Genomic DNA, 24299 nt, shown 5'->3' on the forward strand with positions numbered 1-24299 from the left:
TCCGCACGAGATGAAGGAAGTATGCGCCCACGCGGGGACGTGGAGCATCCGTCCGTCCTCACGCCTCCGTCATGCTTCCATCACGGAGCTGGGCATCAGCGGTAGTGCGTGGCAATCCAGTCGCCGTCGATGCACTGGATGGAGATGTCCAGGTCATACACGGCCCGCAGGATGTCGGGCCGCATGATGTCCTGGGGGCGTCCCTGGAAGGCCACCTTGCCGTCGCGCATGGCGATGAGGTGGTCCGAGTAGCAGGACGCGAAGTTCAAGTCGTGCAGCACCATGACGATGCTCTTCTTCAGCGAATCCACCGCGGTGCGCAGCTGCTTCATCATCGCCACCGAGTGCTTCAAGTCCAGGCCGTTGAGCGGCTCGTCCAGCAGCACATGGTCCGTGTCCTGACACAACACCATGGCCACGAAGGCACGCTGGCGCTGGCCTCCGGACAGCTCGTCCAGAAACCGCTCGGAGAGCGTCTCCAGGCCCATGTGCTGGATGGCCCGCTCCACGTGCTCGCGGTCCACCACCGTGGGCCGCCCCTTCGAGTGTGGATAGCGGCCGAACGTCACCAGCTCCCGCACCGTGAGCCGCGACGTCAGGTGATTGTCCTGGCGCAGGATGGCCAGCTTCCGGGCGAGCACGTCCCCCGGCGTGGTGCGCACATCCAGCCCGTCCACCAGCACCACGCCCGAGGACATGGGCATCACCCGGCTGATCATCGACAGCAGCGTGGACTTGCCCGCGCCGTTGGGCCCGATGATGGAGGTGATGCCGCCCACGGGCAGCGTCAGCGTCACGTCATCGACGACGAGCGAGCCGCCGTAGCGCTTGGTGACGTTCCTGGCCTCGATCATACCGGCGCCCTCCTCATCAACATCCCGATGAACACCAGCCCGCCCACGAAGTCGATGATGACGCGGGGGCTGGTGTTGAACGCGAAGACCTGCTCCAGGACGAACTGCCCCGCGACCAGACACACCCCCGCGATGAGCGCCGCGGCGGGCAGCACCAGCGCGTGACGGTATGTGCGCACCAGCGTGTGGGCCAGGTTGGAGACCAGCAGGCCGAAGAACGTGACGGGCCCCACCAGCGCGCTCGACACCGACACCAGGATGGCCACCAGCACCAGGATGATGGCCGCCGTGCGCTGGTGGTCCACGCCCAGGTTGATGGCCGTCTCCCGCCCCAGCACCAGCACGTCGAACGTCTTGAGCATCCGCAAGCCCACCACGGACACCACCAGCGTCAGCGCGAAGGCGACGACGAGCAGCTCCTGGTCCGGGTTGTTGAAGCTCGCGAAGAAGCGGTCCTGCAGGAAGATGAACTCGTTGGGGTCGATGAGCCGCTGCAGGAAGGACGCGAGGCTGCGGAAGAGCACGCCCAGCACCACGCCCGTCAGCAGCACCAGGTGCAGGCTGCGCCCTCCCCCACCGAAGAGCCCCCAGAACAGGACGGCCGAGAAGGCCACCATGATGAGGACCTCCACGCCGAACCGCAGCCTCGGGTCCAGGCTCGACGCCTTGCCGGAGCCCAGGAAGTAGAGCAGGCACGTCTGGATGAAGACGTAGAGGTTGTCGAACCCGAGGATGGCGGGCGTCAGCACCCGGTTGCCCGACACCGTCTGGAACAGCACCGTGGAGACCGCGATGGCGTAGCCCACCAGCAGCGCCGTCGCCAGCTTGCGCCCGCGAAAGGGCAGCACGAAGTCCCACTGGCCGCTCGCGCCAAAGAGCAGGAACAGCACGGCCACGCCCACCATCACCCCGCCCAGGATGAACAGCGTGCGCTCCGGGCGCCGCTCCACCATCAGGCTCTCAACCGACACGGGCGTCCCGCCTCAACAGCACGGAGAGGAAGAGCACGCTGCCCAGCACCCCGGCGATGGTGGCCCCCGGGATTTCATACGGGAAGCGCACCACCCGGCCGAGGATGTCGCACAGGAGCACGAAGCCCGCGCCCCCCACCGCCACCCAGGGAATCGCCTTCCGCGCGTTGTCCCCCGTGAACAGGCTGACCAGGTTGGGGACCAGCAGGCCCAGGAACGGCACCATGCCCACCGTGACGACCACCATGGCGGTGACGAGCGAGACGATGAGCAGCCCCAGCCCCATGATGCGCGTGTAGTTCATCCCCAGGTTGGTGGTGAACGACTCGCCCATGCCCGCGACGGTGAAGCGGTCCGCCGCGACATACGCGCAGCACGTCAGCCCCAAGGTCAGCCAGAGCAATTCGTAGCGCCCGCGCAGGATGGTGGAGAAGTCCCCCGTCTTCCACGCGTTGACCGACTGGAGCAGGTCCAACCGGTACGCATAGAAGGTCGTGACGGAGTCGAAGACGCTGCCCAGCACCAGCCCCACCAGCGGGACGATGAGCACCGAGCGCAGCGGAATCCGGCGCAGGATGAGCAGGAACAGCGCGGTGCCCCCCATCGCGAACAGGGCCGCCACCAGCATCTTGCCCACCACGGGGAGCTGCGGCGCCAGGACGGCGGCGACCATCAACCCCAGGCTGGCGGACTCGGCGGAGCCGGCGGTGGAGGGCTCCACGAAGCGGTTGCGCACGAGCATCTGCAACAGCAGCCCCGCCACGCCCAGCGACGTGCCCACCAGCATCACCGCCAGCAGCCGGGGGATGCGGCTGATGACCAGCAGTTGGAGCGCCTGTTCGTCGGCGCTCGGCGTGACGAGCGCATGCCACGACACGTCGCCGACGCCGATGAGCAGGCTGCCCAGCGCCAGGAGGAGGATGACGATGCCGGCGACGAAGAGGCGCATCAGGGAGCGGGCGTGGCGTACGCCTGGGCCACCTGGTCTCGCAGCAGGCCCACCGCCTGGATGCCACCGCCGATGAGGTACGCGTTGAGCGGGTCCAGGTAGACGACCTGCCCCTTCGTCCAGGCCGTCGTCTGGCGCACCAGCTCGTTGTCGAGCACCTGCTTCGCCCCGCCCTGCTGCCCCATGCTCGCGTCGCGGTCGATGACGAAGAGCCAGTCCGGGTTCTTCTCGCGGATGAACTCCGAGCCGATGGCCTCGCCGTGCAGCGACGCCTTGAGCCCGTCCGCGGCCACGGGCACGCCGAAGTCCTCGTGCACCACGCCGAAGCGCGAGCCCGGCCCATAGGCGCTGATGCGGCCACCGGTGACGAGCACCACCAGGCCCTTGCCCCGGCTGGCCGTCGTCTCCTTCAGCTTCGCGAGCGACTGGCGCAGGCCATCCACCAGCTCGCGCGCCTTCTCCTCCTTGCCGAAGATGCGCGCGAGCAGCTCGGTGTTGGCGACCACGGTGTCGATGTAGCGCGCGCCGCCCATGGGCACGTCCACCGTGGGGGCGATGCGCGACAGGCTGTCGTACTTCGCGCTGGAGCGGCCGCCGGTGATGATGAGCTCCGGGCGCACGGCGTTGATGGCCTCGTAGTTCGGCTCGAACAGCGTGCCGATGCGCGGGTACTTCGCGTCCGCGAACGGGGCCAGGTGCAGCGGGAACTGGTCCCCCGCCACGCCCACCACCGCGTCCACGCCCAGCGCCTGGAGGATGTCCAGGGCCGCCAGGTCGAACACCACCACCCGCCGCGGATTCAAGGGGACCACCGACTCCCCTCGCGCATGCTGGATGGTGACGGTGGCCGCCTTCGCGCCGGACGCGGGCTCCACCGCCGGCGCCGTGACGACCTCCGCCGGGGGCTGCTGGAGCTTCACCACCACGCCGATGACGGCCAGCATGGCCACGACACCGAGAATCGCGAAGGGAAGGAACGAACGCTTGTCAGAAGTGCTCACGGTTTCATCCAGCCGGTGCGCTCGCATGCGAACGCAAGAGGTCGCTCGGGAAGCGCGGCCCCACATACCAGCCTGGGCGTGAAGTCGCACTATTTGATTGTGCGACTCATTATCATTATCACGTACAACGCGTCAAACGAAGCTCCGGCGAGGGGTGCGTGCGCGGAAACGAGAATGGGGTGCCCCATCAGCGGAGCACCCCACCCGTCAGCCCGGCGTCACGCTCACGCGGCCTTGTTCAGCCAGGCCTCGTAGGCGGTGTAGTCGTAGTCGCGGCCCAGGAAGGCATGGACCAGCCGGGCCGCGTCGTCGGAGCCACCCGGCTCCAGCACCGCGCGGCGGTAGGCCTTCGCGGGCTCCGGAGACAGCAGGCCCTGCTTCTGGAACACCGTGAAGAGGTCCTTCGCGATGACCAGCGACCACATATACGTGTAGTAGTTCGACGAGTACCCCTCCAGGTGCCCGAAGGACAGGTGGAAGTACGTCCCCTCCACGTAGGGGAACGGCGTGTACTTGCCCTGCAGCTCGCGCACGAGCGCGGTGGCGTCCAGGCCCTTCGGCTCCCGCCGGTAAATCTCCAGGCTGAGCGCCGCGTAGAACATCTGCTGGCGCACCCACAGGCCCTTGCCGAACTCCTCCGCGCGGCGCATCCGCGTCACCAGCTCCGCGGGCAGCGGCTCGCCCGTCTGATAGTGCTTCGCGAAGGTCTGCAGGCTCGGCGCGTCGCGCGCCCACTCCTCCAGCATCTGCGACGGCGCCTCCACGAAGTCCCACTCCGTGCGCACGCCCGACACGCCGGCCCAGCGCGTGTGGCCACCGAAGATGTGGTGCAAGAGGTGGCCGAACTCGTGGAGGAACGTCTCCACGTCGTCATGCTGGAGCAGCGCGGGCTCGGCGCCGGGCTTGGGGAAGTTGCACATCAGCACGCCCTCGGGCAGCCGGCGTCCGGCCTTGCCGCTGGTGAGGGTGAACTGGGCCGCGTGCTTGTACTTGTCCGCGCGCGGGTGCATGTCCAGGTAGAAGCGCCCCTTGACGGCGCCGTCCTCCAGCACGTCGTAGGCCTCCACGTCCGGGTGCCACACCGTGGCGTCGGTGATGCGCCGGTAGGTGACGCCGAACATCTTCGCCGTCAAATCCAACATGCCCTGCTTCACGCGCGAGTACTCGAAGTACGGACGCACCGCCTGCGAGTCGAACGCGTACTGCTCCGCCTTGATGCGGTCCTCCAGGTAGGCCTGGTCCCACGGGTCCACGCGCGCCGCGTCCGGCACGTCGCGGCGCTTGCGCTCGAGCAGCAGCGCGTAGTCCCGCTGCATCCGCGCGCCGGACGCCTGGGAAATCCGCTCGATGAAGTCCGCGGCGGCCTGCTCGTCGCGAATCATCTTGTCCTCGGTCGCGAAGGCCGCCCAGTTGCGGAAGCCCAGGAGCGTCGCCAGCTCGTGGCGGCGGGCCACCATGCGCTCGAGCACGTCGGTGTTGCTCGGGTGGCCGCGCAGCCGGAAGGCGCGCCACATCTGCTCGCGGGCCTTGGCGTCGCGCGAGTACGTCATGAACGGGATGATGTCCGGGTAGTCGGTGGTGATGACCACCTGTCCGTCGGCGCCCGGCGGGTGCGCGCGGACGTAGTCCTCCGGCAGGCCGTCCAGCGCCGCGGGCGGCAGGGACACGGTGCGCGTGTCCTGGAGCATGTTGCGGCTGAACTCCTGGCCAATCTTCACCAGCTCGTCGTTGAGCGCCTTCACGCGCGCGCGGGTGGCGTCGTCGCGGTCCACGCCGGAGCGGCGGAAGTCGCGCAGCACCTTCTCCACCCACTTGCGCGTCTGCGCGTCCTGGCCGGACACATCCAGCGAGGCGAGGACGTCATAGACGCCCCGGTCCATGCGGATGTCGGTGGCGAGCGTCTCCAGCTCCTGCTCCGCGGCCTCGGCGGCGTCGCGCATGGCGGCCTCCGGGTGAGAGTGCCGGGCGACGCTCGCGCGGGCAGCCGCGTCGTCGAGCGAGGCCATGGCCTCGTCGTAGAGCTCCAGCACCTGGACCACGTCGTAGGGGGCCTTGAGGCCCTTGAGGCGGGCGATGCCGGCGCGCGTGGCCTCCATGGCGGCCTCTCCGGAGCGCCGGAACTCGGCGGGCGGACAGGTGATGAGGCGGACAGCGTCGGTGACGGGCGTTTCAGACACGGGCTGCTCTCCTGAGCGTGCTGACGGGTTTCACCCACGCTCCTCGCGTTCTTCCGAGGAGCGACGGAAGGATGCGGGGCAAAGGTAATCCGCCCGCCGCTCACGAGCAGCAGCCTTTCACGGCCGGACGGCACGCTGGCCGACAGTGGGCCGCCCCCACCCCACCCCGGGAGGGCACGTGGGCCCTCCCCGGCTGTCGGCTGGACTACCGACGAGGGGGCGTCCGGACCGGCAGCGCCGGAGACGGCGGGGCGTCCAGCACGTTCACCTCCTGGGACGCGGTCAGCGCCGGGTCCTCGGTGTCCTCGGCCAGGACGGTCATGGTGTCCGACTCGGAGAACGTCACGCTGAAGACGTGCACGCCCGCGCTGGCCTCGGTGAAGGTGAAGGGGGCCGGGAGGGTGGCCCCCGGGTCCTGGGCCACTCGCACCTCCACGGTGCCCCGGTAGCCCGAGGCCGGGTTCTCGTACGCATCCTGGAGCGTCACCGTGACGTCGACCGGCTGACCTACCGTGGGCATCGGTGTCGCGACCGACAGGAGCATCGACACCGCCGGCCCTGGCGTCACCTCCGCCTGGACCTCGACCGACAGCCCGCCCCCCGCCTCCGACACGGTGAGGGTGTGCGTGCCCGTGCTCTTCAGGGCCGCGGTGAAGGTGAGCTGCCCCGCGTTCGGGGCCGCGAAGTCGAGCGTCAAGGGGAACTCGGCCTGCGCATCACTCGACTCGAGCTCCACGATGCCCATGTAGTCGGTGACGACGTTGTCGAACGCATCCCTCATGCTGAGGGTGAGCACGTGCTCGGAGCCCGCCTCCACCTCGGCGGGGAGCCCCTCGAGCGTCAAGTGGTGGGGTACCCCGCTTGTGACCTGCGCCTCGACCGAGCCGGTGAGCTGCGAGGGGCCCGTGGCCGTCACGCGCTGCAGGCCCGTGGTGACCAGCACCACCGGACTGCCGAAGACGTGCACGCCCTCGTCCTGTGTCGTGAAGGTGTGGCTCGCGGGGAGCACCGCGTCCGGGTCCGTGGAGGTGAGCGCCACGGCGCCCGTGAAGTTCCGCACGGGGTTGCCGAACGCGTCCACCACCGTCACCGTCACCGCGGACTCGTCTCCCGCGGTGACGGTGGAGGCGAGCCCCGTGAGCACCAGCTCGGCGGGCGCGGCCGCGTCGATGTCGAACTCCTCGCTCTGCACGGTCAGCCCGTTCGCGGTGGCGACGAAGCGGTACGTGCCCGCCTCCTCGAGGACCAGGTTCGTGAAGCGCGCCACGCCGGCCACCGCGGAGACCTGCACCGGCTCGAAGTCCGCGCCGCCGACGAGCGACAGCGTGACGGGCAGCGTGGACGCGGTGACGACGTCGCCCTGCGGATTCAGGAGGGAGACGACCACCTCCACCAGCGGCTGCCCCGCGGTGCCCGACGCGGGCTGCGGGGTGAAGGCCACCTGCGTCACGTCGTTGCTCTGCGTCTGGAAGGCCAGGCTGTTGGAGAGCGTGGTGTTGCCGCGGTTGTCCGTCACGCGCAGCGCCGCGTGGTAGGTCTGCTGCGGCGTCAGGTCCCCGATGGTCGCGGACTCGGCGGTTCCAGGCTCCGCGGGAGCCCCCACACCGCCCACGGGCGTGGCCCCGTCGAAGTCCGCGGCGGTGACGATGGGCGACATCGAGTAGCGCAGCGACTGCGCCGTGGCCCGGCCCAGGAGGCCATCGTCTCCGACGGCGGTCCACGTCAGCGTCACCGAGTCGGTGCCCGGCGTCCCGAGCGCGAGCGTGGGCTGCGCCGGCGGGAGGTCATCGATGATGGAGAGCGTCTGGCTCCGGGCCTGCGCGAGCCCGCTCGCCGTGGCGAGCAGGTGATGGTCGCCATCCGAGTCCACGCGCAGGCCGGTGAAGCGGGCCACGCCGTCCACCGGCGCCAGCTGGGTGACGCCCACGAGCGGGATGCCCTCCTCCAGCGCCAGCGTCACCTGGGGGGCGCCCACCAGCGCGACGTTGCCGTGGGCATCGTGGAGCTCCACCGTCACTTGCGACAGCTCGCCGCGCACGGAGGCCGCGGGAGGCGCGCGGGTGATGGCGAGCACCGACGCGGCGCCGGCCACCACGCCCACCGTCCGCCGCGTGCTGAGCACCGCCACGTCCACGTCGCGCACGGTGAGCTGGTGGCTGCCCGCGCGGTTCAGCGTGATGCCGGTGAAGGTGAAGCGGCCCATGTCCTGTGGGGTGAAGGCATGGGACGGGGGCAGCGAGGCCGAGTCATCCGTGGCGAGCAGCCCGAGCGTGCCCCGGTAGGTCGTGACCACGTTGCCGGAGGCATCGCGCACCGTCACCTGCGCGGAGCGCTGCGTGCCGGCGACAGCGACGGCCTCGAGCCCCTCGACCTCCAGGGATGCGGGCACCCCCGGGAGCACGTTGAACGAGTCCAGGATGGCGTCCGCCACCCCCGGAGCGCTCGCCACCAGCCTGCGTCCCACCACCGCCTTGCGGACCAGCAGGTCGTCGAACCGCGCGACGCCGTTCACCGGCGTCACGGTGAGCGTCCCCTCCAGGACCGCGCCCTCGGGGTTGACGGGGAGCGACAGCGTCACGGGGGACGTGGCATCCGCGACGAGCCGTCCGTCCTCGTCCACGAAGCGGACTCCCAATGTCGGAAGCCGCGCGCCCGCCGAGCCATCCACCACGGACGTGGAGAACTCCAGTCGCGTGGCCACCGATGAGACGAAGGTGAAGGTGGGCTGGGACACGAGCACCACCGAGCCGCCCTCGGCCGCGACGGAGGCCGTCACCCGCTTGACGCCGCCGCGCGTGGAGACCACGAAGCCGACCGCCACCCCCGCTGCATCCGTCCGGCCCGGCTGCGTCACCACGTTGCCCTCACCCGACACCGCCACCGCCACGGTGCGGCCGGCCATGGGCGCGCCGTCCTCGTCCTTCACGAAGACGGTGATTTCGCCCCGGTCCTCACCATTCGCGACGAGCTGCCGCGCCGGCGTCAGGAGGACCGTGGAGGCGACGGCGTCCGGCAGCAGCGGCGGGGGCGCGAACTGCTGGGGCGGTGAGTCCTCGCCACAACCAAGCAACAGACCGAGGCACAGCAGGACCCACCCGAGGAGCCGGGGTGACGGACGAAGGCTGACGGACATGCGGTTCTCCGGAACGCGAGCGGCCCCCCCCAGGGAAGGTACCGCTCGCGTCGCCTTCTATCAGACCTACCCCCGAAGACGTACCCGCGGGGGGCTACATGCCCAGGGCGCCCATCAGCGCGGCGCCGCCCAGCAGGGACTGGCCGCCGTCACAGACCATGATGGAGCCGGTGATGTAGGACGCGGCATCCGACGACAGGAAGAGCGCCAGGCGCGCGATGTCCGCCTTGGTGCCGAAGCGCTGCAGCGGCAGCAGCTGCGCGAGCTTCTGGGTGCCCTCCTCGCTGGGGGCGAGGCGCCGCATGCCCTCGGTGTCCTCGATGGGGCCGGGGGTGATGGCGTTGACGCGCACGCCAGCGCCGCCCCACTCGAGCGCCAGCACGCGGGTGAGCATGTCCACGCCCGCCTTGGCGGCGCAGACGTGGGCCTGCATGGCCATGGGCAGGTAGGCCTGGGGCGCGGAGATGTTGATGACGGAGGCGCCGGGCTTGCGCAGGTGCTCGAAGCCCGCGCGGCACAGGTTGAAGGTGCCCAGCACGTCGATGTCCATCACGGCCTTGAAGCCGTTGGAGGACATGCCCAGGGCGGGCGCGGGGAAGTTGCCGGCGGCGCCACAGATGAGGATGTCCAGCTCGCCGTACGCGTCGCGCACCGTCTGGAGCGCCTTCTCCACGGAGGCGTAGTCACGCACGTCCGCGGGCACGCCCATCGCGGTGCCGTGGGCCTGCAGGCCCTTCACCGCGCCCTCGAGCTTCTCCACGTTGCGGCCATTGATGGCCACCTTGGCCCCGGCCTTCACGAACGCCTCGGCGATGCCGAGGTTGATGCCGCTGCTGCCGCCCGAGATGAAGGCCACCTTGCCCGCGAGCAGCCCGTCCTTGAAAACGCCATCCGCCATGACTCGTCTCCTGTGGAAGCAACCGGGCGGCGACTTGACCAGAACCTGCCGCACCGCGTCCACGAGCGATTGAGGACGGACGCGGGCAGAGGCCCTCTGTGTTAGAGGTCCCGACATGCGCCGTCGTCCTGAAATCCTCGCTCCCGCTGGTGACCTCGACTCCATGAAGGCCGCGCTGGCCAGCGGCGCGGACGCCATCTATTTCGGTCTGGACGAGGGCTTCAACGCCCGCGCCCGAGCGGAGAACTTCTCGCTCGCCCGCCTGCCGGAGACGCTGGCGATGGTGCACCGCGCGGGCGCCCGGGCGTACCTGACCTTGAACACGTTGGTGTTCGAGCCGGAGCTGCCGGTGGTGGAGGACATCCTGCGGCGCGTGGCCGCGGCGGGCGTGGACGCGCTCATCGTGCAGGACCCGGCGGTGGCGCTGGTGGCGCGCGCGGTGTGTCCGCAGATGGAGGTGCATGCCTCCACGCAGATGACGATTTCGAGCGCGGAGGGCGCGCGCTTCGCCCGGGGCCTGGGCGCCACGCGCGTGGTGGTGCCGCGCGAGCTGTCGGTGGCGGAGATTGCGCGGCTGGCGTCGGAGACGGACATCGAGCTGGAGGTCTTCATCCACGGCGCGCTGTGCATGTCGTGGAGCGGCCAGTGCCTCACCAGCGAGGCGTGGGGTGGACGCTCGGCGAACCGGGGACAGTGCGCGCAGTCGTGCCGGCTGCCGTACGACCTGGTGGTGGACGGGGAGACGAAGGACTTGGGCGACGTGCGCTACCTGCTCAGCCCCAAGGACCTCGCTGGCGTCATGGCGGTGCCGAAGCTGGTCGAGGTCGGTGTGCACTCGCTGAAGATTGAAGGTCGGCAGAAGGGGCCGCAGTACGTGGCCACGGCGGTGCGGGGCTATCGGCGCTGGGTGGACGGAGTCGCCGCGGGACAGGGCGACACGGGCGCGCTGCGCAAGGACCTGGCCGACATGACGCTGTCGTACAGCCGGGGCTTCTCGCACGGGTTCTTCGCGGGCTCGGACCACCAGACGCTGGTGGAGGGGCGCTTCCCCAAGCACCGCGGTGCGTTCCTGGGCGTGGTGGAGTCGGTGCACGGCCGGGACGTGCGCGTCGTGGAGGACCCGAAGGGGCGTCCGTGGACGGGCGGGCTGGGCGCGGACTCGAGGGCCGGGGCGCCGCAGGGAAAGGTGTCGTCTCCGCTGGAGACGGAGGCGCCCGTGGCCGCCGAGCTGTCACCGCGTCCGGGCATGGGCGTGGTGTTCGACGACGGGCATCCCGAGGACAAGCACGAGGCCGGTGGGCCGTTGTTCCGCGTGGAGCGCAAGGGACACGGGTGGGTGCTGGGCTTCGGAAACCCCGGGCCGGACATGTCGCGCATCGCGGCGGGGCAGCGCGTCTGGGTGACGAGTGATCCCGCGCTGGTGAAGCAGACGGAGGAGCTGCTCGCGCGGGGGGAGCCCGAGGGGCGTGTGCCGTTGACGCTCACGGTGTCGGGCTCGGCGGGGACGCCGATGGTGGTGACGGGCACGGCGCGCGGTGGGCATGTGGCCACGGCGTCGAGCACGACGCCGCTCGCGCAGGCGCGGGCGGGAGGACTGGACGCGGCGCTGTTGAAGGACAAGCTGGCGGCGCTGGGTGGGACGCCGTTCCATCTGGCGGAGCTGGAGCTGTCGGGGCTTTCGCCGGGAATGCACCTGCCGGTGTCGGAGCTCAAGGCGCTGCGGCGCTCGCTGGTGACGGAGCTGACGGAGTCGGTGTCCCGGGGGCTTGCGCGCACGGTGCGCGAGTCGTCGGTGCTGGACGAGGTGCGGGGCTCGGCGCGCGAGCGCGTCGTTGCTCGGCCGGTGGTCGAGGGCGCGCGGTTGTTGCCGCTGTGCCGGACGGACGAGCAGTTGGAGGCGGTGATTGCGGCGGGGCTGCCGGAGGTGGAGCTGGACTGGATGGAGCTGGTGGGGCTCCAGCGCGCGGTGGAGCGGGCGAAGGCGGCGGGGCTGAAGGTGACGATTGCGACGGTGCGGGTGCAGAAGCCCGGCGAGGAGGGCTACGACGCGCGCATCGCGAAGCTCAAGCCGGACGCGGTGCTGGCGCGGCACTGGGGCGCGATGATGCACTTCCTGGAGCGTCCGTTCGCTCCGGACGAGACGCGGCCCGCGCTGCATGGGGACTTCTCGCTCAACGTCACCAACTCCGTGACGGCGCTGCATCTGTTGGGGTTGGGGTTGGACACGCTGACGTTCGCGCACGATTTGGACGCGGTGCAGCTGGGCGCGATGTTGGAGCACCTGCCGGCGGAGCGCTTCGCGGTGACGGTGCACCACCACATCTCCACGTTCCACACGGAGCACTGCGTGTATTCGCACACGCTGTCGCACGGGCGTGACTACCGCAGCTGTGGGCGGCCGTGTGAGAAGCACCGGCTGTCGCTGCGCGACCACAAGGGCCTGGAGCACCCGGTGGTGGTGGACGTGGGGTGTCGGAACACGGTGTTCAACGCGCAGGCGCAGAGCGCGGCGTCGCTGGTGCCCTCACTGCTGGCCCGTGGGGTGCGGCGCTTCCGCGTGGAGTTCGTGCGGGAGTCGCGCGAGGAGGCCACGCGGGTGCTGGGCGCGTATCAGGAGCTGCTCGCGGGAAGAATCTCCCCGGCGGAGACGGTGCGGCGCGCGGCCGTGCACGAGCAGTTCGGGGTGACGAAGGGGACGATGAAGGTGTTGAACCCCACGTTCACCGTGCAGCGCTGAGGGTCAGGGCTCCTCTTCGGGTTGGGTGACGGTGTCGCGGCACAGGCGCAGCACGGCGTGGAAGACCTCGTCGATGGAGCCGGTGTGGAGACCGTCGTGCTCGGCCCATGCGCGTCGGGTGTCGAGCATGGAGGCTTCCCGCTCGGCGTCGGGGAACGGGAGCCCGTGTTCGGACTTCACGCGGGCCGCGTCCTGGACGAGTCGAGCGCGGCGCGCGAGCAGTGAGACCAGCTCACGGTCGACCTGGTCGATGCGCTGGCGCACGTCGAGCAGGGCGGGAGGCGCGGTGGGGCTGCGCACGGCCTTCGCGGAGGCCTCGAGTCCCTGGTGGAGTTCGGTGAGGGCCGCGAGCAGCTCCGCGCGAGCCTCGCGGGCGTAGGGGTTCTCCGACTGCACGACGTTGAAGAGGTGGGGCACCTCGGTGCGTGCGTACTCCTCCAATCGGGCCACGGGTTGGAAGCTGGGCGGCGCGAAGGGGATGCCCTTCCCCACTCCGGCCTTCACGAGCCCGTGCGCGAGGAAGAACGTGAGCACATGCGTGCGAGCCATCAGCGCGTCGTGTGCCTCGGGAGTCATCTCCGTCACTTCACAGCCGAGCCGCTCGAACAGCGCGCGGGCCCGCTGTGCGGCCTCGGGGTGTAGCGAGTTGGGACACACCACGGTGCGCCGGGCGTCACCGCGCGCGAGGCTCGCGGGGCCAAAGAGCGGATGCGTGCCCACCCACGGGATGTCGCGTCCCAGGACGGAGGCAAGCGCCTGCACGGGGCTCACCTTCACGCTGCCCACGTCGATGACGAGCTGGGTGGGGGACAGCAAGGGGCGCAGCGAGGTCAGCGCGTCGTGCATGGCGGTGACGGGCATCGCCAGCACGAGCAGCGAGGAGCGAGTGGCCAGTTCCGCGAGCGAGCCGGCCTGGAGCTTGGGAGGGACCTCATCGAGCTTCGGGTCATGGACGCGGTGGGGGATGTCCGCGTCCGCGAGCAGCCCCGAGAGGGCGCGACCGAAGCGCCCATAGCCCAGCAAGCCAACCGTCTCCGTCATTCCGAGGGACTCCCGAGACTTGGACGTCGGTGGACTCAGCGGCCCAGGAACCTGGCGGGGCGGCGCTCGGCGAAGGCGGAGAAGGCCTCGGCGAGGTCGTGGGACTGGAGGAAGGCGGAGTTCCACACGGCGACGTAGCGCAGGCCGTCGGCGGTGGACTTGTCGGCGCAGTACTCCATGACCTGCTTGGCGCCCTGGACGACGAGGGGCGGATTGTCGGCGATGCGGCGCGCGGTGGCACGGGCCTGGGTGAGCATCTCCTCCGCGGAGGGGAACACCTCGTTGACGAGGCCCATGCGAAGGGCGCGCTCGGCGTCCACGTCGCCGCCGGTATAGGCGAGCTCGCGGGTGTGGCCCTCGCCGATGATGCGAGGCAGGCGCTGGAGAGCGCCCAGGTCCGCGACGATGCCGACCTTCACCTCGCGAAGGGAGAACTTCGCGTCGCGCGAGCAGTAGCGGAAGTCGCACGCGGCGATGAGGTCCATGCCTCCGCCGATGCACCAGCCGTGCACGGCGGCGATGAAGGGCTTGCGACAGCGGGCGACTCCCTCGGTGGCCTGCTGCATGTCGCCGATGAGCTTGAGCAGCCGGGTGCGCTCCAGGGCGAGGTTGTTGTCGCCGGTGAGCAGCGGCCCCAGGGACTCCATCATGCCCATGAGGTCCAGGCCGTAGGTGAAGTGGTCGCCGTTGCCACGGACGAGCACCACACGGACGGAGTCATCGTCATCGAGTGCGCGGATGGCCTCCGGCATCTCCCGCCAGAAGTCCGGGCCCATGGCATTGCCACGCCCAGGGCCCAGCAGAACCACCTCGGCGACTCCATCCGCCTTCTCGATGCGCAGCGACTTGTACGTGGCGTCCATCACGACCTCCCGCGAGAGTGAGCGCACCGTACCTCACCCACGCGAAAGCGGCGCGTGACAGCGCCCCTTCATCAGCCGAACTCGACCACCTTCATCCCGAACAGTCGGTCCACGGCGAGCAGCAGGTCGTCATGCACCTGGACCTTCAGGGACGTGTTCCCGATGAGCGCCTCCGCTTCACCGGGGAACAGCACGCTGACGGCCACGGGCGTGGCCCCCGCGTACTTCTTCGCCAGTTCGTTGAGCTTCGCCACCCGGTCCTCCGTCAGCAGGTCCGCCGGCACCCGCAGCTCCAGCCGCTTGGTGCGCTTCTCACGGACCTCCTTCAGGCTCTGGATGTTGTCGACGATGAGCTCCGGCGTGGGCGAGTCCTCGTCACGCTGGCTGATCTGCACCGTCCCCGTCACCAGAATCGGGTCGTCCGACTTCAGCAGGTGCTCCCAGTTCTCGAACCCCGGCTTGGGCCCCTGCTTCGTCCACTTGCCGTTGCTCCCCATCACGCTGCGCGTCCCCTCCTTGCCCGGGAAGCACACCAGCTCGATGGAGCCCGACAAATCTTCAATCGTCACCCACGCCATGCGCTTGCCCGTCTTCGTGGGCCGCTCGCGCAGCACCGTGACGACCCCCGCCACCGTGAGCTTGTCGTCCTTGCGCGCGCGCTGCACCGCCGTAATCGGCTTCGCGTAGCGCTTGAGCTCCTTGTCGTACTGATGCAGCGGATGGCCCGACACGTAGAAGCCGATGGCCTCCTTCTCCAGCGCCAGCCGCTCCTTCTCCGACCACTCCTCCACCACCACGTAGTCGTCCTTCAGCCCCGCCCCGCCCGTCGCCGGCCCCGCCAGCATCCCGAACAACGAGCTCTGCCCCGCCGCCTTGTCCTTCTGGCTGGCCGAGCCGCGGTTCATCGCCTTCTCGATGGTGTCGAAGATCTGCCGACGCGGCCGCTTCTCGAAGTCGAACGAGCCCGCCTTCACCAGCGCCTCGAGCACCTTGCGGTTCACCTTGCGGCTGTCCACGCGCTCGCAGAAGTCGAACAGGCTCTTGAAGTGCCCGTCCTTGCGCGCGTCCAGGATGGACTCGATGGCGCCCTCGCCCACGCCCTTGATGGCGCCCAGCCCGAAGCGGATCTTCCCGTCCACCGCGCCGAACTGCAGGTCCGACTGGTTCACGTCCGGCGGCAACACCTGCAGGCCCGACTCGCGCGCCTCGCCGATGTGCTTCACCACCTTGTCCGTGTTGTCCTTCTCACTGGAGAGAAGGGCCGCCATGAACTCGCACGGGTAATGGGCCTTCAGCCACGCCGTGTGAATCGTGACGAGGCCGTACGCCGCCGAGTGGCTCTTGTTGAAGCCGTACTCGGCGAACTTCTCCATCAGGTCGAAGATTTCGCCGGCGACCTTCAGGTCGACGCTGTTCTTCGCACACCCCTCGAGGAAGCCGGCGCGCTCGGCCTGCATGACCTCGGCCTTCTTCTTGCCCATGGCGCGGCGAAGCAGGTCCGCGCGGCCCAGGGTGTAGCCACCCAGGACCTGCGAGATCTGCATCACCTGCTCCTGGTACACGATGACGCCGTACGTGTCCTTGAGCACCGGCTCCAGCGCGGGGTGCGGATACGACACCTTCTCGCGGCCGTGCTTGCGGTTGATGAAGACGTCCACCATGCCGGAGTCCAGCGGACCCGGGCGGTAGAGCGCGCCGGCGGCGATGACGTCTTCGAAGCAGGACGGCTTGAGCTTCACCACCATTTCCGTGAAGCCGCTGGACTCCATCTGGAAGACGCCGGCCGTGTCGCCCTTGGCCATCAGCTCCCAGACCTTGTCGTCGTTGAGCGGAATCTCGTGCCGGGGGATGTCCTTGCCGTGGTTGCGCTTGACCAGGTCCAGCGCGTGCTGAATCACCGTGAGCGTCTTCAGGCCGAGGAAGTCGAACTTCACCAGCCCCGCCGCCTCCACCTCGTCCTTGGCGAACTGGGTGATGAGCGTCTTCTCACCCGGCGGCTGGTAGACGGGCACGAACTCCCACAGGGGCTTGTCGGCGATGACCACGCCGGCCGCGTGCATGCCGGGCTGGCGGTGCAGTCCCTCCAGCGCGAGCGCGATTTCCAGCACGTCCTTCGTCGTGACGGGCTTGCCCTCCACCTCGCCGATGTTGCTGGGCTTCTCCATCATCTCCTTGAGGCGAGGCTCCATCTCGATGGCCTCCTTCAAGGTGATGTTGAGCACCTCCGGCACCAGCTTCGCGATGCGATCTCCCTCGCTGAACGGCAGCGCGAACACGCGGCACACGTCGCGCAGCACGCTCTTGGCCTTCAGCGAGCCGAAGGTGATGATCTGCCCCACGTTCATCTCGCCGTACTTGCGGCCGACGTACTGGATGACCTCGTCGCGCCGGTCCTGGCAGAAGTCGATATCGAAGTCGGGCATCGACACGCGCTCCGGATTCAGGAAGCGCTCGAACAGGAGGTTGTACGGGATGGGGTCCACGTCGGTGATGCGCAGCGCGTACGCCACCAGGCTGCCGGCGCCGGAGCCACGGCCCGGGCCCACGGGGATGCCCATCTTCTTCGCCCAGTTGATGAAGTCCTGGACGATGAGGAAGTAGCCGCTGAACCCCATCTTCTGGATGACGCCAATCTCCAGCGACAGGCGCGCCTGGTACTGCTCGCGGTCGATGGGGTAGGTCACCGTGGCCGCCAGCTCGTTGAAGCGCTCGCGCAGGCCCTCGTAGGCCAGCTCCGCCATGAAGCTGTCCGGCGTGTGGCTGTCGGGCACCTTGAAGGTGGGCAGCATGGGCTTGCCCAGCTTGAGCTCCAGGTTGCACTGCTCGGCGATGCGCTGGGTGTTGTGGACCGCCTCGGGCGTGTCCTTGAAGAACTCCAGCATCTCCGTGGGGCTGGTGACGTAGAGCTTGTCGGTGGCGTGCTTCAGGCGCTTGTTGTCCGCCAGCGTCTTGCCGCTGGCGATGCACATGAGCAGCTCGTGTGCGCGCGCGTCCTCCCGCTTGATGTAGTGCGCGTCCGCGGTGGCGCACAGCGGGATGTCCAGGTCCCGCGACAGCTGCATCAGGTTCTCGTTGGCCTTGTCCTGCTCGGGCATCCCGTTGGACTGCACCTCCAGGAAGAAGTGCCCGGGCTCGAAGATGTCCTTGTACTCCTGGGCCGCGCGGCGGGCGTGGTCCATGTCCCCGCGGAAGCACGCGCTCGTCACCTCGCCGCCCAGGCACGCCGTCAGCGCGAACAGGCCCTTGCTGTGGTCGGCGAGCACCTTCTTGTCGATGCGCGGGTGGTAGTAGAAGCCCTGCATGTACGCCGTGGACGACAGGTAGCGCAGGTTGGCGTAGCCCTCCGCGTTCTTCGCCACGAGGATGAGGTGGTGGGAGACCTTCTCCGAGCGGTCCTCACGCCCCTTGGGACCGGCGACGTACGCCTCCATGCCGAGGATGGGCTTGATGCCCGCGTCTTTCGCCTTCTTGTAGAAGTCGATGGCGCCGAACATGTTGCCGTGGTCCGTCACGGCGACACTCGTCATCCCCTTCTCCTTCACCGTCTTGATGAGGTCCTTCATCCGGATGGCCCCATCGAGCAGTGAGTACAGGGTGTGAAGGTGCAGGTGGGTAAAGGACATGGTGAGGCGAACAGTATGGCCCTCGCCCCCTGCTCGCCAGTCCAGTGTGCGCCCCGCGCGCGAGGGGCCCTGGAGGCCGGAAAATCGGCCTCTTGCGCCGTCGTGTCCCCGTCGGAAAATGGCGGCCCGGGGCCCTCGGAGAACTTGACTCCGCGCGCCTCCCCACCCGGCGTCCAGGCGAGCACGTCCGGGGCGGAACTCCGGGGGCGCACGGGCCTTCATGTTTCTTCACGCCCGGTACAAGCGCGCCCAAAACCCGGCCGGCACATTGGGCAGCGTCGCCAGTACGGCGCAGCCACCGGGGCCGCTTTCCGCGCGCCCCTTGCCGGAGAGAAGACCATGATGAAGAAGCTCGCCATCGCCAGTTCCGCCGTCGTCGCCGTCGTGCTGCTCAGCGGCTTCGCCTTTCGCGGAGGGCACCACGGCTGGGGCCACAACCCCGAGCGCATCAAGCAGGTGGTGACGTGGAAGCTCAACGACAAGCTGGATGACCTGGACGCGACGGAGGCCCAGCGTCAGTCCATCCACGCGGTGAAGGACCGCATGCTCGAGCAGGGCGCGAAGCTGGCCGAGGAGCAGCGCGGGGTGCGCTCGGAAGTGGTGGGCCAGCTGGAGTCCGCCACGCCCGACGCGAAGCGGCTGCACGCGCTGGTGGACGAGCGCATCGAGGCCCTGCGCGCGTTCGCCCACCAGGCGACGGACGCCGCGTTGGAGGTGCACGGCACGCTCACGCCCGAGCAGCGCAAGGCGCTGGCCACGGAGTTCCGCGAGCGCACCGGCCTGGAGTGAGGAGCCGCGTCCCCCACTCAACGGCCTTCGTCTGCCCGCGGGTAGGAATGGGTAGGCGACGAGGCGCGCCGCGCATAGGTTGGGAGCGTGAGATACCGGTACACCGACTACGCGCAACGCATCCGCTCCTTCGAGAACCTCGGTGAAGTGGCCGAATACGGACACGTCATCGAGGGCGGGAAGACCTACCCGCTCTTCCGCATCACCGTGCCCGGTGAGCGTTGGCTGGTCATCACCTCCGGCTTCCATGGTGAGGAGCCCGCGGGTCCGCTCACGCTGGCCGAGCGCCTGCCGGAGGTGGTGGCCTACGCGAAGGAGCGCGGCGTGGGGCTGCGCGTGTATCCGTGCATCAACCCCTCCGGCTTCGAGGACGGCACCCGCTACAACCGCAGCGGGGAGAAGCCGAACAACGACTTCATGCGCTACGAGGTGGCGCCGGGCGAGTGGCGCGGAGAGCTGAACCCCGGCCAGGCGCACCTGCGCTGGGCGCTCTACGACGGCGGGCCCAAGGAGACGCGGGCGGTGCGCGCGGACCTGGCGCGCTGGCCCGCGCCGAACGCCGCGCTGGACATCCACCAGGACAACTACCTGGGCGGCGCCGCGACATATGCGTACGTCTTCGGGGACAAGGCCGCGTACCTGCCGCTCGTCGACGCCGCGTCGAAGCACGCCACGGTGATTCGCAACCAGAAGGTGGACGAGAACAACTTCACCGATGACGCGGGCCTCATCTGGTACCACGACGGCAGCGTGACGGACTGGTACATGCGCCAGGGCGTGCCGTACACGGCGGCGCTGGAGACCACCACGCCCACGAGCCTGGACGCGTGCCACCAGGTGAACCTGGCCTGGATCCGGGGCTTCATCGACCTGGCCGCGCGCAAGGAGCGCTGACCGACGCGACGTGCGGCGTGACATGCTGGCTCGCCGGTCCGTTCCCTGCGGGTCGCGCGAGGAGGCTGTCACCGTGCAACGTCTGGAGCGCCGTCCGCTGGGGATGACGGGCCTGAAGGTGTCCGCGCTGGGGCTGGGCGCGGGGCCCTTGGGGAGCGCGGAGCTGGAGGACCGGGCGGTGGAGGCACTGCTGCTCGGCGCGCTGGACGCGGGGGTGAACCTCATCGACACGGCGCCGAGCTACGGCGCGTCCGAGGAGCGCATCGGCCGGTTCCTCGGTGCGCGCCGGGGCGACGTCGTCCTGTCCACCAAGTGTGGCTACGGCGTGCCGGGGGTGGAGGACTGGACGCCCGAGTGCATCACGCGAGGCGTGGACCAGGCGCTGCGGCGGCTGCGGACGGATTACGTCGACGTGATGCATCTTCACTCGTGTCCCGAGGAGGTGCTGCGGCGCACGGAGCTGGTGGACGCCCTGCGGCGCGCGGTCGCCCAGGGCAAGGTGCGCGTGGCGGCGTACTCGGGGGACAACGCCGCGCTCCAGGTGGCGCTGGCCAACGGGGCCTTCGGCTGCGTGCAGACCTCCGTGAATGTGTTCGACCAGCGGGCGCTGGAGGGGGCGGTGCCGCGCGCGGCGGGGATGGGCGTGGGGGTCATCGCCAAGCGGCCCCTGGGCAACGCCGCCTGGCGCCACGACACGCGGCCCCAGGCGCACGACGTGGGGCAGTACTGGGACAGGATGCGGGCGATGCAGGTGGACCTGGGCGGGCTCGAGTGGGATGAGCTGGCGCTGCGCTTCGCGGCCCATGCCCCCGGGGTGAGCGCGTGCATCGTCGGCACCACCCAGGCGTCACGGCTGCGGCGCAACCTGGACATCCTGTCCAGGGGGCCGCTTGCCGAGTCACAGGTCGCCGGGCTGCGCGGGGTGTTCCGCCGCCATGACCAGGGATGGGACGGGGTGATTTGAGCGCCCCACCCCTGTCACGGGTCAGCGTCGCCGTCTCGTCGAGAGGCTCCGCTGAAGCAGGACCATGACGCCGAGCACGGTCAGCACTCCGGATGACGTGGCCCGACCGGGGGTCGCCCCACAGCCGAAGGACTCCTCGGCATCGCTCAGGGCCTCGGTGGACTCGTCACTCACGGACGCCGTGACGCCAGCCCTCACCTGGTGATTCAGGACGCGGAAGTCACTGTCCGCGATGAGGGTCCGGACGGAGGCGCGGCCGAGGTCGTCGATGGGCGGCGCCCCCGTGCGGAAGACAAACCGGTTCGCAATCTGCACCTCACTGCCTCCAGGCGGCCGCACCCAGACGCTGTAGCGACGCGCGGGCAGGTCCGCGAGGATGCGCACGTGGTACGTGCGGCCATTGACATACGGCACCCGGCTGAGTGACGCATACGCGCCTGCATTGCGCACGTCGAAGTACCCCTCCAGGTTCATGCGCACCGTCATGTTCAGCGAGGCGTAGTCCGTCACCGAGGTGGAGCTGTCCGTGTAGCCGATGGTTCCATCCTGCCGGGAGGCGAGCGGCGTCACGTCGAACTCGATGGTGCGCACGCCGGTGTTGCCACTGCCCAGCCGGTGCTGGCTCTCGAAGAAGGAGAGCTTCGAGTACCAGGGGTACGGAGGGTTGGGATTGAAGCGCAGCACCGCCTCCAGGAAGTAGTAGTCGCCGTAGATGAGGCTGACGTCGACCTCCTGGTTCGCGGGCAGGTGCCCCACGCCATGCAGCAGCAGTCCCGGGCTGTTGGTGCCCTGCGCGAAGTACGCGGGAGACACCAGGGTGTCGAGCGTGCGCAGGGCGGCGTCGCGGTAGCGCGTCTTGCGCGCGGCATCCGTCTCCAGCTGACTCAGCTCCAGCAGCGCCGAGGCGACGATGGCCGCTGCGGAGGAGTCCTTCTGCGTGCCTGGCGCATCGAAGTCCCACTTGGGCACCATGTCCGTCGGCACGCGCGACAGGTACCAGTCCGTCACCTTCCGCGCGGCGGCAAGCATCCGAGAGTCCCCCGTGTATCGGTACACCATGGTGTACCCATGGATGAGCCACGCGTGGCCTCGGGCCCAGGTGGAGTTGGTGGAGTACCCCTGGAAGGTGCCCTTGGAGCGGATGGCGCCGGTGGCGGCGTTGTAGTCCACATAGTGGAACGAGCTGCCATCCGGGCGCACCGCGTCTCGCAGCGTGGTGAGCGCATGATTGACGGCCATGGTGCGCAGCTCCGCGCGCCCGCCGTTCGCCGAGGCCCACAGGAGCAGCTCCAGGTTCATCATCGTGTCCGTGACGAGCGGCACGTCCCACGCGGAGTTCCAGTCACAACAGTCGATGATGCCGATGCGCGTGTTGTAGCGGGCCGCCAGGGACTCGGCGGAGGTCAGCAGCACGTTGCGGTAGTAGGCGTCTCCGGTGAGCCGGTAGGCATTGCCGAAGCTGAGGAACATCTTGAAGCCCAGGTCATGCGTCTTCCGGTTCGTCTTCTGCACCTCCAGGGGCCGCGTCCATCGGTCGGCCTTGCTCTGCCACGAGGGCTCCAGCCCCACCTGGTAGAGCTGCCACAGGCCGCCTGGGAAGAAGCCCTGCGTCCACGCGACCTCGTCCGTGTTGGCCACCGTCGTCCACGTCCCATCCGCGCGTGAGGCCTTCGGAGAGCGCGTCTCGTTCGGCATGGCGGCCGCGGACTTCCGAAGCTGCGTCCGCGCGAACCCCACCACCTTCAGCGCGTCCGCGTCATTGAACGCACGGGCCCCACTTCCGCCCAGGAGCAACACCAACCCCAACACCTTCCATGTCCAGGATGCCAACGCCCTCATGCCCCCTCCCCTCACCTGCGGCCAAGGTGGTCGCGAGCGCATCCGGAAGCCAGGGCGCCCAGCACGCGGGGCACTGAACGACGAGGGGAATGTGAAGCGCCGTTCGCGGCCCTCCTTCTCGAGGGCATGACAGATGCCCCTCGTACCATGCCAACCCATGCGAACCCTGCACGCCCCTCTGGTTGCGTTGGTCCTCGCGTCCTTCTCAGGCTGCACCACCCTCGGCAAGCCACCCATGCAGCAGGCCTGGGACGCAGCCGAGGTGGAATGCCACACACCCGAGGAAGACCAATGCGTCTCCCTCCTGTGTCTGGGCGAAGCCTGCGGCTTCTACCCCTGCGAACGCGCTCCCGGAGACATCGAGCTGGCGCGCTTCCCTCCGGCGCGTCCACCTGCGGCGAGCGCGGCTCCAGGCAGAGGGCCCAGGCGGAACTGGGGCGGAGCCCAACAACTCCCACCAGGCGCGGTCATGGTCTTCCCGAACTGGAATGGCGCACCAGCGACGGTCATTCCGCCTTCACGCCAGCTCACTCCGGGGCGATGGGAGAAGCACCACATCTTCCCCCAGGCCCGAGACCTCGCCGACTGGTTCGAGCAACAAGGCGTCAAGATTCACAGCTACACGATGCCCATTCCCCTTCACGTGCACAGGCGAATCCATGACGGCACGGGGCGAGGTGGAGCCTGGAACGATGCGTGGCGTGACTTCATCCGAACCTCTCCCAGGGCAAGTCCCGAGGAGATCTTCCGGCATGCGGGAGAGCTGATTCATCGATTCGACCTCATCGGAGGTCCCATCCAGCCCTACTATTCCCGCCCAGGAGCCTAGGCACGCATGAGCCGTTACTTCTTGTTGGGCGAGGACAGGGCGGCCACCGCGAAGCACGGCGGGGAAGTCGATGCGACGCATCGGTGGCGACTTCCCGGAGTGAAGTGCCCTGCGTGCGGCGCCACCTGGAGCGACGTGGGGCATGACCATCCCTCCGTCGACCTCTCGGGCCTCGCCGAGCACCGCGCATTCGAGCGACCTCGACCGGAACCTCTCGCCGAGCTCAACCGACTGCGCGAGCTGGTGCGTCCCTTGTTACCTCCCCAAGCGGAGCTTCCACCCGGCACGCACTTCGGCCCGCTGGTGGGTCAGGCCTTCGGCGCCTTCGGTCCACTGGTCTGGGTCGGAGGAATCAGACTCCTCCTCCGGTCGGAGGTCCTGGAACAACTTCGCGCCGCCGGAGTCCGTGGACTCGTCGGCTGCCGCACCGAGCTCCGACACCGGCAGAAGAACCCACCCGAGCTGCTGGAGCTTCAACTTCGACCGACAGGCCGGCTGCACCCGAGCAGCCTCCCCGCGGACACGCCTCCGGCCTGCGCAACCTGCGGACGCCAGTCCTTCCGCTGGCCCGATGCGCCCATCCTGGAGGCAGCCACCCTCCCCACCGAGGCGGACCTGTTCCGGTTGGGCGACTTCGCCACGATGGTCATCTGCACGGAGCGGTTTCGCGATGCAGTGAGCCAACTCGCCCTGGAGGGCCTCACCTTCCGCGCGCTGCCGACGCGGTAGACGCTGTC

The 24299-nt window shown here is 69.2% G+C and carries 17 protein-coding genes; 6 read left to right on the forward strand and 11 right to left on the reverse strand.

What is annotated here, in order from left to right; all coding sequences use genetic code 11:
- Positions 1-95 precede the first annotated feature (95 nt).
- The 7 genes from AC6JA9_RS33290 to AC6JA9_RS33320 all read right to left on the reverse strand — a co-directional run bounded on the left by AC6JA9_RS33290 (position 96) and on the right by AC6JA9_RS33320 (position 9983).
- Positions 96-854, reverse strand: coding sequence for an iron ABC transporter ATP-binding protein (locus AC6JA9_RS33290; RefSeq protein WP_141325775.1), 759 nt, complete (start codon positions 852-854; stop codon positions 96-98).
- Positions 851-1825, reverse strand: a complete 975-nt coding sequence (locus tag AC6JA9_RS33295; RefSeq protein ID WP_473570322.1) for an iron chelate uptake ABC transporter family permease subunit — start codon at positions 1823-1825, stop codon at positions 851-853. Before AC6JA9_RS33295 ends, AC6JA9_RS33290 begins: the two co-directional genes overlap by 4 nt.
- Entirely contained in the window at positions 1815-2774 is a 960-nt protein-coding gene (locus tag AC6JA9_RS33300) for an ABC transporter permease (RefSeq protein ID WP_223748078.1), read from the reverse strand. The genes AC6JA9_RS33295 and AC6JA9_RS33300 overlap by 11 nt, the downstream gene beginning before the upstream one ends.
- Positions 2774-3775: a siderophore ABC transporter substrate-binding protein gene (locus tag AC6JA9_RS33305; protein WP_408889418.1), complete on the reverse strand. Its 1002-nt coding sequence runs from the start codon at positions 3773-3775 to the stop codon at positions 2774-2776. Before AC6JA9_RS33305 ends, AC6JA9_RS33300 begins: the two co-directional genes overlap by 1 nt.
- 224 nt (positions 3776-3999) lie before the next feature.
- The gene (locus AC6JA9_RS33310) at positions 4000-5952 is read right to left on the reverse strand and encodes a M3 family metallopeptidase (protein ID WP_223748076.1); all 1953 of its coding nucleotides are present in this window, start codon (positions 5950-5952) and stop codon (positions 4000-4002) included.
- 205 nt (positions 5953-6157) lie between these two features.
- Positions 6158-9085, reverse strand: a complete 2928-nt coding sequence (locus AC6JA9_RS33315) for an Ig-like domain-containing protein (protein WP_497958363.1) — start codon at positions 9083-9085, stop codon at positions 6158-6160.
- Positions 9086-9179: 94 nt separating this feature from the next.
- Positions 9180-9983 carry an SDR family oxidoreductase gene (locus AC6JA9_RS33320; RefSeq protein WP_046715710.1) on the reverse strand — a complete coding sequence of 268 codons (804 nt, stop codon included), beginning with the start codon at positions 9981-9983 and terminating at the stop codon, positions 9180-9182.
- Between the two features lie 115 nt (positions 9984-10098).
- Here AC6JA9_RS33320 and AC6JA9_RS33325 point away from each other — a divergent pair, with 115 nt between their 5' ends.
- Entirely contained in the window at positions 10099-12720 is a 2622-nt protein-coding gene (locus AC6JA9_RS33325) for a U32 family peptidase (protein WP_497958364.1), read from the forward strand.
- A 3-nt stretch (positions 12721-12723) separates the two neighbouring features.
- Here the strand turns inward: AC6JA9_RS33325 and AC6JA9_RS33330 are convergent, their stop codons facing one another.
- The 3 genes from AC6JA9_RS33330 to dnaE all read right to left on the reverse strand — a co-directional run bounded on the left by AC6JA9_RS33330 (position 12724) and on the right by dnaE (position 18247).
- Positions 12724-13761 carry a prephenate dehydrogenase/arogenate dehydrogenase family protein gene (locus AC6JA9_RS33330; RefSeq protein WP_223748072.1) on the reverse strand — a complete coding sequence of 346 codons (1038 nt, stop codon included), beginning with the start codon at positions 13759-13761 and terminating at the stop codon, positions 12724-12726.
- A gap of 35 nt (positions 13762-13796) precedes the next feature.
- Positions 13797-14624 (reverse strand): crotonase/enoyl-CoA hydratase family protein, encoded by an 828-nt coding sequence (locus AC6JA9_RS33335; RefSeq protein ID WP_223748071.1) that lies wholly within the window; start codon positions 14622-14624, stop codon positions 13797-13799.
- Between the two features lie 71 nt (positions 14625-14695).
- A complete protein-coding gene (gene dnaE, locus AC6JA9_RS33340; protein WP_408889413.1) occupies positions 14696-18247 on the reverse strand; it encodes a DNA polymerase III subunit alpha in 3552 nt (1183 codons plus the stop codon).
- Between the two features lie 339 nt (positions 18248-18586).
- On the opposite strand from dnaE, the gene AC6JA9_RS33345 reads away from it, so the two are divergent.
- The 3 genes from AC6JA9_RS33345 (at position 18587) to AC6JA9_RS33355 (ending at position 20894) form a co-directional block, all read left to right on the forward strand.
- Positions 18587-19036, forward strand: coding sequence for a Spy/CpxP family protein refolding chaperone (locus AC6JA9_RS33345; RefSeq protein ID WP_141325788.1), 450 nt, complete (start codon positions 18587-18589; stop codon positions 19034-19036).
- A gap of 87 nt (positions 19037-19123) precedes the next feature.
- Positions 19124-19930 (forward strand): M14 family metallopeptidase, encoded by an 807-nt coding sequence (locus tag AC6JA9_RS33350; RefSeq protein ID WP_497958365.1) that lies wholly within the window; start codon positions 19124-19126, stop codon positions 19928-19930.
- Between the two features lie 73 nt (positions 19931-20003).
- The gene (locus tag AC6JA9_RS33355; RefSeq protein ID WP_497958366.1) at positions 20004-20894 is read left to right on the forward strand and encodes an aldo/keto reductase; all 891 of its coding nucleotides are present in this window, start codon (positions 20004-20006) and stop codon (positions 20892-20894) included.
- Between the two features lie 21 nt (positions 20895-20915).
- Here the strand turns inward: AC6JA9_RS33355 and AC6JA9_RS33360 are convergent, their stop codons facing one another.
- Positions 20916-22733, reverse strand: a complete 1818-nt coding sequence (locus tag AC6JA9_RS33360; protein WP_223781721.1) for a glycoside hydrolase family protein — start codon at positions 22731-22733, stop codon at positions 20916-20918.
- Positions 22734-22890: 157 nt separating this feature from the next.
- On the opposite strand from AC6JA9_RS33360, the gene sitA6 reads away from it, so the two are divergent.
- Entirely contained in the window at positions 22891-23562 is a 672-nt protein-coding gene (gene sitA6 / locus AC6JA9_RS33365) for a SitA6 family polymorphic toxin lipoprotein (RefSeq protein WP_426745289.1), read from the forward strand.
- Between the two features lie 6 nt (positions 23563-23568).
- Positions 23569-24291: a SitI6 family double-CXXCG motif immunity protein gene (sitI6, locus tag AC6JA9_RS33370; RefSeq protein WP_497958367.1), complete on the forward strand. Its 723-nt coding sequence runs from the start codon at positions 23569-23571 to the stop codon at positions 24289-24291.
- Positions 24292-24299 lie beyond the last annotated feature (8 nt).

This window comes from Myxococcus sp. MH1, from assembly GCF_059738865.1.

Bases quoted from the DNA above. Each gene is read 5' to 3' on its own strand.
- AC6JA9_RS33290 (WP_141325775.1), bottom strand. From the start codon at position 854: ATGATCGAGGCCAGGAACGTCACCAAGCGCTACGGCGGCTCGCTCGTC.
- AC6JA9_RS33300 (WP_223748078.1), bottom strand. From the start codon at position 2,774: ATGCGCCTCTTCGTCGCCGGCATCGTCATCCTCCTCCTGGCGCTGGGC.
- AC6JA9_RS33315 (WP_497958363.1), bottom strand. From the start codon at position 9,085: ATGTCCGTCAGCCTTCGTCCGTCACCCCGGCTCCTCGGGTGGGTCCTG.
- AC6JA9_RS33320 (WP_046715710.1), bottom strand. From the start codon at position 9,983: ATGGCGGATGGCGTTTTCAAGGACGGGCTGCTCGCGGGCAAGGTGGCC.
- AC6JA9_RS33325 (WP_497958364.1), top strand. From the start codon at position 10,099: ATGCGCCGTCGTCCTGAAATCCTCGCTCCCGCTGGTGACCTCGACTCC.
- AC6JA9_RS33330 (WP_223748072.1), bottom strand. From the start codon at position 13,761: ATGACGGAGACGGTTGGCTTGCTGGGCTATGGGCGCTTCGGTCGCGCC.
- AC6JA9_RS33335 (WP_223748071.1), bottom strand. From the start codon at position 14,624: ATGGACGCCACGTACAAGTCGCTGCGCATCGAGAAGGCGGATGGAGTC.
- dnaE (WP_408889413.1), bottom strand. From the start codon at position 18,247: ATGTCCTTTACCCACCTGCACCTTCACACCCTGTACTCACTGCTCGAT.
- AC6JA9_RS33345 (WP_141325788.1), top strand. From the start codon at position 18,587: ATGATGAAGAAGCTCGCCATCGCCAGTTCCGCCGTCGTCGCCGTCGTG.
- AC6JA9_RS33360 (WP_223781721.1), bottom strand. From the start codon at position 22,733: ATGAGGGCGTTGGCATCCTGGACATGGAAGGTGTTGGGGTTGGTGTTG.
- sitA6 (WP_426745289.1), top strand. From the start codon at position 22,891: ATGCGAACCCTGCACGCCCCTCTGGTTGCGTTGGTCCTCGCGTCCTTC.
- sitI6 (WP_497958367.1), top strand. From the start codon at position 23,569: ATGAGCCGTTACTTCTTGTTGGGCGAGGACAGGGCGGCCACCGCGAAG.